Annotated in this window: 10 protein-coding genes; 4 read left to right on the top strand and 6 right to left on the bottom strand. The window is 74.8% G+C overall.

What is annotated here, in order from left to right; translation table 11 throughout:
• Positions 1 to 77 precede the first annotated feature (77 nt).
• Complete coding sequence (locus tag HS048_RS27895; RefSeq protein ID WP_191894733.1) at positions 78 to 2207, bottom strand: ATPase; 2130 nt, start codon at positions 2205 to 2207, stop codon at positions 78 to 80.
• Positions 2208 to 2348: 141 nt separating this feature from the next.
• On the opposite strand from HS048_RS27895, the gene HS048_RS27890 reads away from it, so the two are divergent.
• Positions 2349 to 2516 (top strand): hypothetical protein, encoded by a 168-nt coding sequence (locus HS048_RS27890; RefSeq protein WP_191894732.1) that lies wholly within the window; start codon positions 2349 to 2351, stop codon positions 2514 to 2516.
• Between the two features lie 39 nt (positions 2517 to 2555).
• Here HS048_RS27890 and HS048_RS27885 read toward each other — a convergent pair whose 3' ends face one another.
• Positions 2556 to 3077, bottom strand: a complete 522-nt coding sequence (locus HS048_RS27885; RefSeq protein ID WP_068898491.1) for a 2'-5' RNA ligase family protein — start codon at positions 3075 to 3077, stop codon at positions 2556 to 2558.
• 123 nt (positions 3078 to 3200) lie between these two features.
• Between HS048_RS27885 and HS048_RS27880 the strand changes: the two genes are divergently transcribed.
• Entirely contained in the window at positions 3201 to 3914 is a 714-nt protein-coding gene (locus tag HS048_RS27880) for a hypothetical protein (protein WP_196469152.1), read from the top strand.
• A 93-nt stretch (positions 3915 to 4007) separates the two neighbouring features.
• On the opposite strand, the gene HS048_RS27875 is transcribed toward HS048_RS27880, so the two are convergent.
• Together HS048_RS27875 and HS048_RS27870 are read right to left on the bottom strand one after the other, a co-directional pair.
• On the bottom strand, positions 4008 to 4949 hold the full coding sequence (locus tag HS048_RS27875) for an ABC transporter permease (protein WP_196469151.1): 942 nt from the start codon (positions 4947 to 4949) through the stop codon (positions 4008 to 4010).
• On the bottom strand, positions 4946 to 7795 hold the full coding sequence (locus tag HS048_RS27870) for an alpha/beta fold hydrolase (protein WP_196469150.1): 2850 nt from the start codon (positions 7793 to 7795) through the stop codon (positions 4946 to 4948). Before HS048_RS27870 ends, HS048_RS27875 begins: the two co-directional genes overlap by 4 nt.
• 190 nt (positions 7796 to 7985) lie before the next feature.
• On the opposite strand from HS048_RS27870, the gene HS048_RS27865 reads away from it, so the two are divergent.
• Together HS048_RS27865 and HS048_RS27860 are read left to right on the top strand one after the other, a co-directional pair.
• On the top strand, positions 7986 to 10301 hold the full coding sequence (locus HS048_RS27865) for a xanthine dehydrogenase family protein molybdopterin-binding subunit (protein WP_196469149.1): 2316 nt from the start codon (positions 7986 to 7988) through the stop codon (positions 10299 to 10301).
• 221 nt (positions 10302 to 10522) lie between these two features.
• Positions 10523 to 11695, top strand: coding sequence for a hypothetical protein (locus tag HS048_RS27860; RefSeq protein ID WP_196469148.1), 1173 nt, complete (start codon positions 10523 to 10525; stop codon positions 11693 to 11695).
• On the opposite strand, the gene HS048_RS27855 is transcribed toward HS048_RS27860, so the two are convergent.
• A complete protein-coding gene (locus HS048_RS27855; protein ID WP_196469147.1) occupies positions 11653 to 12684 on the bottom strand; it encodes a copper resistance D family protein in 1032 nt (343 codons plus the stop codon). The genes HS048_RS27860 and HS048_RS27855 overlap by 43 nt on opposite strands.
• Positions 12681 to 13292: a copper resistance CopC family protein gene (locus HS048_RS27850; protein WP_196469146.1), complete on the bottom strand. Its 612-nt coding sequence runs from the start codon at positions 13290 to 13292 to the stop codon at positions 12681 to 12683. Before HS048_RS27850 ends, HS048_RS27855 begins: the two co-directional genes overlap by 4 nt.
• Positions 13293 to 13305: the final 13 nt, after the last annotated feature.

The raw sequence follows: 13305 nt of genomic DNA, 5'->3' as shown, positions 1-13305 counted from the left end.
CGCCCGTGCGTCCCGCGTCCGCCCGCCTGCCGGGCGATCCCGGCCGGGGCCCGGGTCACGGGGCCGGCGGGCCCGGGTCACACGGCCGGTGCCGGGTCGGCGTCCTCGCCGCACTCGCCGATCGCGAGCTCGATCAGCTCCTCGAGGTTGAGCCGCTTGCCCGCGGCGAACGCCGCCTCGTGTGCCTCGTCCCCGAGCAGCTTCCGGCACTCCTTGATGCACCGGTCGTGCTCGGCGTTGAAGAAGGGCGAGTTCATCTGGGGCATGCCGAAGGAGCGCCAGTTCTGCTGGCCCGCGCCGAGCAGCCGGGACGCCAGGTCGGCCTGGCCCTGGTCGAGGACCAGCCGGGCGACGACCTCGATCACCAGGCCGATGCCGAGCACGTCGTGGAAGTAGCGCTTGAGGCGGAGCGACTCGCGGGCGTTCTGCAGCGCCTCGGCGGAGCGGCCCATCGCCTGCTGGGCCATCGCCATGGCGTACATCGCGTAGGAGCGCAGCCAGAGCTCGCCGCGCTGGGTGCACACCGCGACGCAGTCCTGCAGGAGGACCTCGGCCTCGGCCGGCTCGTTCTGCATCGTCAGCACCAGCGACAGCTCGACGATCGAGGGGAGCAGGCCGGGGTTGAGCTCCCGCCCCGTCTTGTGGAACTCGATCGCCACCCCGAGCAGGGCGCTGGCCTTCTGCAGGTCGTTCTGGAGCACGGCCGCGGTGCCGAGCATCTTGGTCGCCAGGATGACCGCGCCCGAGTCGCCGACCCGGACCGCGTCCGAGCTGCACCGCTCGGCGGCCTCGACGGCGCCGTCGGTGTTGCCCTGGCCGCTGTGCACGTAGGAGAGCACCCACAGGGCCTTGCAGCGCACCGAGCTCGGCTGCGAGACCAGGGACAGCGCCTTCTCCAGGTAGAGCCTGCCCTCGCGGGCCAGCCCGCAGGCCACCCACATGAACCAGAGCGACGACAGCAGCCGCAGGCCCGCCTCCGCCTCGCCCGGCGTGCGCAGGCAGTAGTCGAGCGCCACCCGGATGTTGTCGTGCTCGTGCCGCATCCGGACGAACCAGTAGACCTGCCGGGCCCCGGACCACGCCTCCTCGCCGCGCATGGCGAGCTGCAGGTAGTAGTCCCGGTGCCGCTCCTGGATCCGCTGCTTCTCGCCCAGCTTGTCCAGCCACTCCTCGCCGTAGCTGCGCAGGGTGTCGATCAACCGGTAGCGGTGCCCGGAGGGGGTGCCCTCGCTCAGCAGGATGGACTTCTCCACGAGGCTGGAGACGAGGTCGGTGACGTCCTCGGCGGGCAGGCCCTCCCCGGCGCAGACGTAGCGGGCGGCCTCCAGCTCGAAGTCCCCGGCGAAGACCGAGAGCCGCGCCCAGAGCAGCCGCTCGGCGGGCTCGCACAGCTCGTGGCTCCACCCGATCGCGGCGCGCAGCGTCTGGTGCCGGGGCAGCGCCGTACGGCTGGCGCCGGCCAGCAGGCTGAACCGGTCGGTCAGCAGCGCGAGGATCTGCTCGACCGACAGGGCCCGCAGGCGGACCGCGGCCAGCTCGATCGCCAGGGGGATGCCGTCCAGGCGGCGGCAGAGCTCGGAGACCGGCTCGATGTTGCGCTCGTCGAGCTCGAAGGAGGGCACGACCGCGCTCGCCCGCGCGGAGAACAGCTGGACGGACTCGTTGGTGAAGGCGTTCTCCCCCGGGACGTCGCCGGGGACGGCCAGCGGCGGGACGGAGAGGGTGTACTCGCCCTGCGCGTTCAGCGACTGGCGGCTGGTGGCCAGGATCCGCAGCCGCGGCGAGGTCTTCAGCAGGTCCTCGAAGAGCCGGGCGCAGGCGTCGACGAGATGCTCGCAGGTGTCGATGATCAGCAGGATCTCGCGGTCGCCCACCCAGTCGGAGAGGGTCTCCTCCGCCGAGCGCGCCGACTGGTCGGCGATGCCCAGCGCCGAGGTGATCGTGTGCCGGACCATCCCCGCGTCCTGCAACCGGGCCAGGTCGGCGAACCACACGCCGTCGGAGAACTGGTTGCGCACCATGTGCGCGATGCGCAGCGCGGTGCGGGACTTGCCGACGCCGCCGATGCCGGTCAGGGTCACCAGCCGCGTCTCGGGCTCCTGGAGCCGCTGCCTGAGGTTGGCCAGCAACCGGGTGCGCCCGACGAAGTTGGTGAGCTCGTTCGGGAGATTGCCGTCTCGCCGCCATCCAGCTGTTGGCGTTGCCATGGCCGCCTCACGGGGGGTAGCTGACACCTGCCCTGGCATCGTACCGCCTGGGTCGTTGGCTGTCCTTTGCGCGGAAATCATGGTGGAAGGCTTTGCTGACGGGGAAATCGCCCGCCGCGGCGGGCTGGATAGCATGAGCCCGTGACAGAGCATCATCCAGACGATCTGCGCCCGGTCGACCTCTCGGAGGACGGCCCGGCCATCCTGCCCGACCAGACCTCCGACGACACCGATCTCGGGTGGGGCGAGTGGCGTGAGTCCGGCGGCAACGACGACCGGCTGCTGGAGGACCGCCCGCCCCACTGGTGAGCGCGTCTCCCCCGGAAGGGGCGGTGGTGACGGATCCGGTCAGCCCCGCCCCGCCAGGGGGACGGTCGTGCGGAGCGCGCCGTCGTAGCTGCGCGCGCCGGAGAACGCCCCGGCGGCCTCGGCCAGTCCGTCGAGCACCGTGACCGCCCGCGCCCGGGCCGCGGCGTCCAGGTTGCGGGCGAGCGTCACGTGCGGGAGCCACCGCCCGGGCGCGTGCAGCGGGTTGCCGCCGCAGGAGCCGTCCAGCACCCGCCACACCCCCGCGTGTACGGCCAGCAGCCGGGCCTCCGGCACCACGCCCCAGGCCAGCACCCGCGCCCGCCCGGCGAACAGCAGCAGCGGCCCCAGCCTGACCGGCACCGGCAGGCCGCCGAAGGCCTCGGCGAACGCGGCCGGCGCGTCGGGCGGCAGCCGTTCGCAGACCGCCAGCGTCAGGTGGGGGCGGTTGGTCGGGTGCGGGTGCCGCGCCTGGCTGGGCAGTCCCTCGGCCGCCAGCCGGTCCCAGGCCGCGCGCACCGCCGAGTCGAGCACGTCGTCGCAGGTCAGCTCGATGGTGTGCATCCGGCAACGGTAACGGGCGCACCGTGCCCGGCGGCGGATCCCTGCCCCGCGGGCGCGAACCTTTTGCGCGGAGCGACAGTCTCACCGTGCATGGGACCGGAGCACGGACGCGGAGGAGTCACCATGACGGGTACGGGGCGGACGACGAATCGAATGGCGGCGGTGGCGGCCGGGGCGCTCGCCGCGGTCGTCCTGGCGGGCGGCGGCACCGCCGGGGCGGTCACCGGGACGGCCACCGGGACAGCCGCTGCGGAGAAGCACGCGGGAGCGGGGGAGACCGGCTGGAAGCTGCCGAGGAACTTCCTGCTCCACGAGGCCCGGGCCCGCAAGCCGGTGGCGTACCCGGAGGAGGAGAAGTGGACGATCAGCGACCGGCACGAACGCCTCAGCCTCTGGCCCTGCGGCGTGGGCCGTTCCGAGGACCGGGGCCGGGTGAGCACCCGGACGGTCACCTACACGGCGCCGGAGCTCTACCGGGCCGAGCAGGTCGTGATCTACCGCTCCGAGCGGGCCGCGCGTGCGGCCATGGCCGACCTGCGGAGGCGGGCCGGCAGATGCGAGGCCGACGAGGGCGACCAGGTGGTCGCCAGGGGCCGGACGGAGAAGATCGAGGCGGGGGACCAGGCCGTCCGGGTGATCGTCCAGAACTACGACCGCGAGGGCGGAGGTCCCGCCATCGGCGGCCAGCGGGGCGTCGTCGTGCGCAAGGGCCGCGCCCTGGTGAGCTACGTGCACGCCGGGGAGTACGGCGGGGTGCACGCCTCGGACTTCCGCCGGCAGCTGAGGGACGCTCGGAAGATGGCGGTGAAGGTCTGCTCGCTGCCCGACGTCTGCTGACCGGCCGCCGTCGTCTTCGCCGCTCCGGCCGCGCAGGCGTCGCCCTCCGGATCCGGAGCGCGGGCCCTTCCGGGACCCGCGCTCCGGACGGACCTAGGAGACGACGTCCCTGCGCCGGAAGCGGCGGAAGGCGAAGGCGGTCAGCACGGCCGCGTAGGTCACCGACACGGCCACGCCCTTGACCATGCCGCCGAAGTCGGGCTCCGGCGCCAGGGCGTCCAGCCAGGCCGTGTTCCAGAACGTCGGCAGGAACTCCCGGAGCGAGCCGAGCGCGTCCACCGCCTGCAGGATGGTGCTCACGATCACCAGGCCGACCGCGCCGCCGACCGCGCCCAGCGGCGAGTCGGTGCCGACCGAGAGCAGGAAGGCCAGCGCGGCCACCACGAGCTGGCTGACCAGTACGTAGCCGATCACGACCCCGAACCTCGGCAGCACGTCCAGCGCGGCGATCGTCTCACCCGTGCCGGGCACCCGGACGTCGTTCCAGCCGAAGGCCAGCGTCCCGGCGAGCAGCGCCATCACCGGCAGGCAGACCACCGCCGCCGCCGAGTAGCCCAGCGCGACGACCAGCTTCTGGCGCAGCAGCCGGTCCCGGGGGATCGGGGCGGCCAGCAGGTAGCGCAGCGACGACCAGCCGGCCTCGCTGGCCACCGTGTCGCCGCAGAACAGCGCCACCGCGACGACCAGCAGGAAACTCGCCGACACCGAGAGCGCGAACGCGGCGAAGTTCAGGCCGCCCTCGGTCGCCAGGTCGGAGATGCGCAGGGACGACGCCCCGGGACCGCCCGACCTGACGCCGATCTTGAACGCGATCACCAGGACCCAGGGCAGCGCGAGCAGCAGCCCGAACATCACCATCGTCCGGCGCCGCCTGAACTGGCGGACGATCTCCACCGCCAGCGGCAGCGTGCGCCCCGGCGCGTAGCCCCGCGCCGAACCGTCGTCGTTCACGCCCCGCGCGCCGGTCCCCCCGGCCGCGCCGTCACCGGTGCCGCCGGTGGTGAGCGCCGTGCCGGCGCCGCCCGCGTCCTTCATCGCTTCTCCCCGATCAGGTCCAGGAACACGTCCTCCAGGCGGGTGCCCGGCCCGCCCGGCGCGCCCGCCGGCACGCGGGCGCTCAGCAGGTCGCCCACCGGACCGGCCGTGACGAGCCGGCCGCGGTGCATGACCACCACGTGGCTGCACGTCTGCTCCACCTCGGCGAGCAGGTGGCTGGAGACGATGACGGTACGGCCCCGCGCCGCGTAGCGGATCAGGACCTCCCGCATCTCGCGGATCTGGGGCGGGTCCAGGCCGTTCGTGGGCTCGTCGAGCACGAGCAGGTCGGGCAGGCCGAGCATGGCCTGGGCGATGGCCAGCCGCTGGCGCATGCCCTGGGAGTAGGTCCGCACGGCGCGCTCCAGCGCGGTGCCGAGCCCGGCGATCTCCAGGGCCTCCTCCAGACGGGCGTCGGCGGCGGGGCGGCCGGTCGCCTTCCAGTAGAGCTCCAGGTTCGCCCGGCCCGACAGGTGCGGCAGGAATCCGGCGCCCTCCACGAACGAGCCCAGCCGGGACAGGACCGGCGCACCGGGCACGACCCGGTGGCCGAAGATCCTGATCTCGCCCGCGTCGGGGTGGATCAGGCCCATCATCATGCGCATCGTGGTGGTCTTGCCCGCGCCGTTGGGACCGAGCAGGCCGAGCACCTGGCCCTGCTCGACGGTGAACGACAGGTCGTCCACCGCCCGCTCGCCGTTGCGGTAGGCCTTGGTCAGTCCCTCGATCCGCAGCGGCACCGCGTCCAGGGCGGGGACGTGCTCGCGGGCGGGGCGGCGGCGGCCGGTGAGGATCAGCGCCGCCGCGGCGGCCAGCGCGGCCAGCGGCAGGGCCCAGGTCCACCAGGCGGGGCCGGTGGCCGGGGTGCGCAGCGCGGCGTGCACGGGCACGGTCAGCTCGGGGGAGGCCAGGGCGACGGTGTAGACGGCCGGGGCCGCGGGGGTGCTGTAGCCGAGGTCGGTCGTGGTGAGGGCGACGCGGAGCCGGTGCCCGGCCTCGAAGCGGTGGTCGACGGCGGGCAGGGTGACCGTGGCCTCGGCGGTGCCTCCCCCGGGGACGGTGATCCGCACCGGGGCGACGAGCCCCTCGGGCAGGATCGGCGCGGAGGCGCCGCCGTTCACGTCGTACAGCTTGGCGAACAGCGTCACGTCCCGCCCGGCGCCGGCCTGCTCCGCACCCCCGGCCCCCTCCGTGTCCCCGGTGTCGCCGGTGTCCCCGGTGTCCTTGGCGTCCTCGCTCTTCCCGGCGTCGCCGCCGGAGGCGATCCCGACCCGGACCCGGACGGTGGAGCTCCCGGTGACCTGGAGCGGGGTACGCAGGGGAGCGGACTCGAAGGTCGCGCTCTGGCCCGCCATGTCGATCGACACGCTCAGGTTGCCGGAACCGGTCAGGCCGCCGAAGCCGGGAACGGCCGAGATCGAGGAGGGGGAGCCGCCGGGCGGGTTGGCCACCGGCTGCTCGGGGCCGGACAGGGGGACGGCGGTCGTGGAGGTGCCGGACAGGCCCGGGTAGACGTCGGCGGTGGCGTGCAGCCGGACCGGGCGGCGGGTGCCGGGGTCGCGGCCGCCGTCACGGGTGACGGTGAACACGCCGACGCCGGGCGGGCCGGCGGGGGCGCCCGCTCCGGCGGACGCGGCGGCGGTGTTCTCCGCGGCGCCGCCGTTCCCGGAGCCGGCCGTGTTCCCAGGGGCGGTGTTCCCGGAGGCGCCCGCGGAGCCCGCCGCGGCGTCCTTCAGGTAGTGGTCGAACCAGCCCAGGGTCTGCTCGTGGAGCCAGTCGACCTCGCCGTCGCCGCCGTCGTGGCCGCCGTCGAACCAGGCGACGTGCACCGGCGCGCCGGTCGCGGCGATGGCGCGCGCGTTGGCGTCCGCGTGCCCCAGCGGGAACAGCGAGTCGCGCCGCCCCTGCAGCAGCAGGGCCGGGACCCTGATCCTGCCCTGCACCGAGACCGGGCTGGACCTGCGCAGGGTCTCCACGGCGGCGGCGGTGGCCCGGCCGGTCTCGGCGACCTGCTGGTACATGTCGCAGATCTCCGGCAGGAACCGGCCGCACCGGACCTCCTCGGCCGTCGGCGGCCGGGCCGCCCGGCGGTCCCCTCCGGCCCCGGAGGCCCCGCTCCCGTCCTCGCCGTCCTGCCCCTCCTCGGAGCCCTCCCCGGAGCCCTGCCCGCCCTGGCCCGAGAGGGCCGCCAGGCCGGCGCCGGGCTGCGGGCCGCCCCGGCTGAAGAACAGCCCGGCCCACATGCGCTTGAACACGCCGCTCTCCGGGCCCTGCCCGGTGGCATTGGGGAACAGCGCGTCGGCCAGGTCGTACCAGGTGATCTGGGGGACGATCGCGTCGACGCGGTCGTCGTGGGCGGCGGCCATCAGCGCGATGGCGCCGCCGTACGAGCCGCCCGCGATGCCCACGCGCGGGTCGCCGCCCGCGTCGAGCCGGACCTCGGGCCGCTTCGCCAGCCAGTCGACCAGCTGCCGGACGTCCTTGACCTCGTAGTCGGGGGAGTTGAGCGCGATCTGCCCGGTGGAGCGGCCGAAGCCGCGCGCCGACCAGGTCAGCACGGCGTAGCCCTCGCGGGCCAGCCGCAGCGCGGCGTCGCGGACGCTCTGCTTGCTCCCGCCGAAACCGTGCGCGAGCAGCACCGCGGGGGCCTTCCCGCCCCCGGCGGGCGGGAAGAAACTCGTGTCGAGCACGACCCGCTGGTCGTCGGCCGGGCCGTCGACCACGGTGATCATCTGGTTCTGGACCCGTACCTGCGGCTCCGACGGCCACACCAGCCACCCCGCGACGCCGGCGACGAGCACGGCGGCCGCCGCGATCCAGACGGTCGCCCTTCCCCTGAGCTTCATGGGCTGGAGCCTACTGTCCGAAACCGAGTGCTCCCTGAGAGGAATCTCAGCCGGACGACCGGTCCGGCCGTGTGGGCGGACTTCTCCGGCCGGATATCGGCCGCGCGCCACCGGGTCCTGAGGGCGTCCGTATCCCGCCGCGCGGGGCCGGGCCGTTGGCGGGAGCCGCCGCGCCGTTCAGAATCGGGTGATGAGCGATGATCACCGTTATGTCGGGGCGCGGGTCCCGCGCCGGGAGGACGCCCGGCTGGTGACCGGGCGGGCGCGGTTCACCGGGGACGTCCGCCTGCCGGGCACGGCGCACGCGGTCGTGGTGCGCAGCCCGGTCGCGCACGGGCGGCTGACCCGGTGCGACGTCAAGGCGGCGCTGGCCGCCGACGGGGTGCTGGACGTGCTGACGCCCGCGGACGCCGCCGGGGTGCGGCTGCCGTGCGTGGCGCTCGCCCCCGGCCAGCGGATGGCGGACTACCCCGTGCTGGAGGAGACGGTCCGCTACGCCGGGCAGCCGGTCGCGCTGGTGGTGGCGCGCAGCGAGGCGGCGGCCCGCGACGCGGCCGAACTGGTCGATCTGGACTTCGAGGAGCTGCCCGCGGTGGTCGGCGCGCACCTCGCGCTGGCCGCCGGGGCTCCCCTGCTCCACCCGGAGTGGGGCGCCAACCTGGTCACCGACTTCGCCCTCGGGGACCCGGCCGACGAGTGCGAGGCCGCCATCGCCGCGGCCGGGCACGTGGTCGAGCTGACGACCCGGCTGGGCCGGGTCGCGCCGTACCCGGTGGAGCCGCGCGGCGTCGTGGCCTCCTTCGAGGACGGCGCGCTGACCGTGTGGACCTCCACGCAGGCGCCGCACCACGTCCGCGACCACGTCGCCGCCGCGCTCGGGCTCGGCTTCGACCGGGTGCGCGTGCTGGCGTGCGACACCGGCGGCGGCTTCGGCGGCAAGGAGCACGTCTACCCCGACGAGACGCTGGTCTGCCTGGCGGCGGTACGGCTGGGCCGCCCGGTGCGGTGGACCGAGTCGCGCGCCGAGCACCTGACCGCCACCCTGCCGGCCCGGGACGCCGTGCACCGGGCCAGGCTCGCCTTCGACGGCGACGGCCGGTTCCGGGCGCTGCACTGCGACATCCTCGGCGACCTGGGCGCGCACCCGTCCAACGTGGGCATCTCCCCGATCGCGGTCACGGCGCTCTCGCTGCCCGGGCCGTACCGGTTCGACCGGGCGGGCGCGCGGGTGCGCGCCGTGGTGACGACCACCACGCCGACCGGCTCCTACCGGGGGTTCGGCCAGCCCGAGGCGACCTGGACCCGGGAGCGGCTGGTGGACGAGGCCGCCCGGCGGCTGGGCGCCGACCCCGTCGAGCTGCGCCTGCTCAACCTGCTCCGCCCCGACGAGCTGCCGCACACCTCCCGGACCTGGCAGCCCTACGACTCCGGGGACTACCCGGCCGCACTGGAGAAGCTGCGCACGATGGTCCGGGAGGGCCGGCCGGCGCGCCCGGCCGACGGGCGGCGGCGCGGGATCGGGTTCTCCTGCCACGTCGAGTCCACCGGCATGGGCCCCTCGGAGGCGATGCGGCAGGCGGGCATCCAGTCCGGCGGCTACGAGACCGCGGTGCTGCGCATGGAGCAGGACGCCTCGGTGGTGGTCGCCTGCGGGGTGGCGGCCATCGGCCAGGGCATCGAGACGGCGCTGGCCCAGCTGGCCGCCGACCACACCGGAGTGCCGCTGGAGCGGGTGCGGGTGCTGCTGGGGGACACGGCGGCCACGCCGTACTCGCCGGTGGGCTCGATCGCCAGCCGGTCGCTCGTGCTGGGCGGAGCAGCGCTGGTCGGGGCGGCGGCACGGCTCCGCGAGAAGATCGTCGCGATCGCCGCCCACCAGCTGGAGGCGGCCGCCGGCGACCTGGAGGTCTCCGGCGGGGCCGTGCGGGTCAAGGGGGACCCGTCGGCCCGCCGCACGCTGGCGGAGATCGCGCTCTCGGCGTGGCGGGCCTGGGACCTGCCGGAGGGGATGACGCCGGGACTGGAGGAACGGGTGACCTACGACCCGGCGGCCTACACCTACGCCTTCGGCGCGCACGCGGCGGCGGTGGCCGTCGACCCGGAGACGGGCGCGGTCGAGGTGGAGGGCTACTGGGCGGTCAACGACTGCGGCGTCGTGGTGAACCCGGCGATCGTCGAGGGGCAGATCCGCGGCGGCGTCGTGCAGGGCATCGGGATGGCGCTGACCGAGGAGGTCGTGTACGGGCCCGACGGGCAGCCCGCCGCCGACTACCTCCCCCCGTACGCGCCGGACGCGCCCCCGGTCGAGGTGGCGCTGATGCGGACGCCGTCCGCGGTGACGCCGGGCGGCATGAAGGGGGCGGGGGAGGCGGGGATCATCGGGCCGCCCGCGGCGGTCGGCAACGCCGTGGCCGCCGCGCTCCCCGAGGCCGCCGACCGGATCACCGCCACCCCCCTCACCCCCGCCGCGGTCTGGTCGGCCCTGTCCGAGCCGGGGGACGGGTAGGACGGAGGGGGTCTCCCGGCCGGGCGGCGTGTCCGGGGACCGTCGGGCTCCGCGGCCCGTCCCGTGCCCGTCCGCGTTCTGTCCGCGTCCGTCCGTGTCGTGGTACGGCACCGCCGGGACCGCCGTGCCGTACCGGAACAGGCATAACTTGGGGTTGTATGGCGAAACCCGGGGATGTCCCCGATTGCGGTCTTCGTAAACGCCGGGCATCATTTCGACGCGTGAAGCCTGCGAAAAGCCTGAGAAGAAGAGCCGCGTCGGTCGCCGCCTGGGCTCTGCCGTACTGGACCCGGGGGAAGGCCGGCCGGGAGACGCCCGCGGACCTGTTCCGCGTCCTGTACCTCGGGTGGGTGGTCGCCTTCTGCTTCAAGGTGCTGGGGGCGTCCTGGGACGTCTCCTGGCACTTCAAGTGGCTCCGCGACGACCTGGCGCCGCCGCACCTGCTCAACAGCGTCGGCACCGCCATCGTGGTCGCCCTGACCATCGTGCACGTCTACACCGGCTACGGCGTGGACCGCACGGCGCAGCGCCTCATCCAGTGGGGCACCGGCACCTTCCTGGTCGCGGTCCCGCTGGACCTGATCAACCACCGCGTCAACGGGCTCGACATCACCTCGTGGAGCCCGTCGCACATGCTGCTGTACATCGGCACGTTCTTCATGATCTGCGGGGTGATCCGGGGCTGGTTCCTCGGCGCGCCCCCCGGCCGCACGCGCACGCTCGTCCTCGGCGGGCTGTTCGTGTTCATGTTCGAGAACGTCTGGTTCCCCGCCCAGCACCAGGAGTACGGCGTCTTCGCGATCAGGTCGTGGGACGCGGGCAAGCCGGAGGCCGAGCCGATCCTGCTGCAGTTCGCCGCCGACCAGATGGGCCGCGGGGTGGACCGGGAGATGGCGGTCAACTTCGCGCTCCCGGTGCCCGACCAGGTCTACCCCCTCTACGGGGTGGTCGCCGCGATGATCGTACTGGTCTTCGCCCGCGCGATGATCGGCCGCAGGTTCGCCGCCACCGCCGTGGTCGCCACCTACGTCGCCTACCGCGCCCTGATCTGGCCGATCCTGGCGGTGGCCGACTTCCCGCGCTCGGCGGTGCCGGTCTTCCTGATCGCCGGGGCGCTCGCGATCGACCTGGCGTTCCTGATCCGGATCCCGGTCGTCCGGGCGCTGGCCGGCTCGCTCGTCGCCACCCTCGCGGTGGACCTGGCGCTCCGCTCGCAGCACTTCTGGGCGTCCCCGCCGCTGATCTCCCCGGCGACCATGGCCGCCGGCGGGGCCGCACTCGCCGCCCTGTGGCTGGGCGGCGAGTGGTTCCTCGGCCGCTACCGGCTGCGGGCCGCCGAGGAGAACGAGCCTCAGGAGATGGTCGCCGTGGTCAGCGCCACGGCCACCCCGTAGGCGAGCCCCATCACGGTGAGCTCGGCCGCCGCCCACGCGGCGACCGCCGTCGCCTCCTGCCGCTCGACGCGCGGCAGGAGGCGGAACCGGATGTGGGCGGCGAGCGGGACGAGCAGCGCCACGCTCACGGTCTTGGCCACCACGAGCAGGCCGTACTCGCTGGTCAGCAGCGAACCGGGCAGTGCGGTGCCGGGGGTCAGGGCGATCGTGGCCAGGCCGTTCACCAGCCCGGACAGGGTGACCACGGCGAGCGCGAGGCTCGCCAGCCGGGAGAACCTCGGCAGGACCTCCGCCAGCAGCCCGCGGTCCCGCGCGACCAGCAGCATGACCGTGAGCAGCCCGCCGGTCCACGCCGCCGAGCCCATCACGTGCAGCTCCATCGAGATCATGATGGGGTCGTGCCAGACCGAGTCCACCGCGTGGCCGGTGACCGGGATCGGCAGCAGGCCGAACAGGGCCACCAGGATCCGCAGCTCGGCCGGGACCTTCTCGCCGAACCGCACGGCCAGCAGCCCGATCCCGGCGTAGGCCAGCGCGCAGGCGGCGCTGAACAGCATGCCCTGGCCCGCGCCCACGTTGTCGACGTACTCGGCGATCATGCCGGGGGTGGGGACCGACCCCGGGTTCAGCTCGGCGGTCTGGAACACGATGACGGTCAGCGCCAGCAGCGCCCACGCCCAGGCGAACGAGACGGCCATCGGCCGGGTCCGGCGCATCACCGGCTCGGTGCGCTCGGGCTCGTCGAACCCGAGCAGCTTCGGCAGCAGGCTCAGCCCGACCACCGCGACCGCCGCCAGGTCCAGCAGCACCCGCAGCACCGGCAGGCCGTAGGCCACCACCGGGCCGGGCAGCTCGATGCCGGGCACCGCCTCCTCCGCGCCGAGCGCGGTGGCGACGACCACGGCGAGCAGCGCCCCGGAGACGAGCCCGCCGGCCAGCAGCCTGCGCACCGCGACCGCCTCGGGGGCGCGTTCCGCGACGGCGGTCACGGCGCCTCCGTCCGCTCACGGGTGCGGCGCATCGCCACCACGGTCGCGCCGCCCAGCAGGACCAGGGCCGCGGCGATCCAGACGACCGCCATCCCGGCGCCGCCGTTCTGCGCGGCCTCGGCCGCCTGCGCGCTCAGGCCGGGGTTCTCCACGGGGTCCCGTGCGGGGTCCTGTGCGGGGGCGCCGGAGGCGGCGGGTACGGCGGAGGCCGACGCGGCCGCGGCCGGCTGCGCGGAGCCCGGCCCCGCGGCGGTCAGGGTGAAGGCCACCTTGCCGGAGACCGGGTGGCCGTCGGAGGAGAGGATCCGGTAGCCCACGACGTACTCCCCGGCCGGGCCGAGGGGCCTGACCCCGACGCTGACCTTCGCGCCGTCGACGGCGGTCTTCCCCTCCTCCCACCGGGTGCCGTCCGGGCCGGTCAGGGTGATCAGCGCGAAGCCCTGCCGGGCGGGCTGGTCGAAGGTGAGCGTGATCCTCTCCGGCCCGGCGGCGATCGAGGCGCCGTCCTCGGGATCGCTGCCGATCAGTACGTTGTGGGCCTGGGCCGGGGCGACCGCGCCGAGCAGCGCGGCGCAGGCCAGCAGCAGGACCGTGAGTGACCGCCTCACCGATCGAGACCTT

The sequence above is a fragment of the Planomonospora sp. ID91781 genome (assembly GCF_015711595.1).
Lineage (GTDB): Bacteria > Actinomycetota > Actinomycetes > Streptosporangiales > Streptosporangiaceae > Planomonospora > Planomonospora parontospora.
Note: the sequence above shows the minus strand (reverse complement) of the source record. Positions and strands in the feature narration are given on the sequence as shown.

Coding starts and splice junctions, on each gene's coding strand:
- HS048_RS27895 (WP_191894733.1), bottom strand. CDS start 2,207: ATGGCAACGCCAACAGCTGGATGGCGGCGAGACGGCAATCTCCCGAAC.
- HS048_RS27885 (WP_068898491.1), bottom strand. CDS start 3,077: ATGCACACCATCGAGCTGACCTGCGACGACGTGCTCGACTCGGCGGTG.
- HS048_RS27880 (WP_196469152.1), top strand. CDS start 3,201: ATGACGGGTACGGGGCGGACGACGAATCGAATGGCGGCGGTGGCGGCC.
- HS048_RS27875 (WP_196469151.1), bottom strand. CDS start 4,949: ATGAAGGACGCGGGCGGCGCCGGCACGGCGCTCACCACCGGCGGCACC.
- HS048_RS27870 (WP_196469150.1), bottom strand. CDS start 7,795: ATGAAGCTCAGGGGAAGGGCGACCGTCTGGATCGCGGCGGCCGCCGTG.
- HS048_RS27865 (WP_196469149.1), top strand. CDS start 7,986: ATGAGCGATGATCACCGTTATGTCGGGGCGCGGGTCCCGCGCCGGGAG.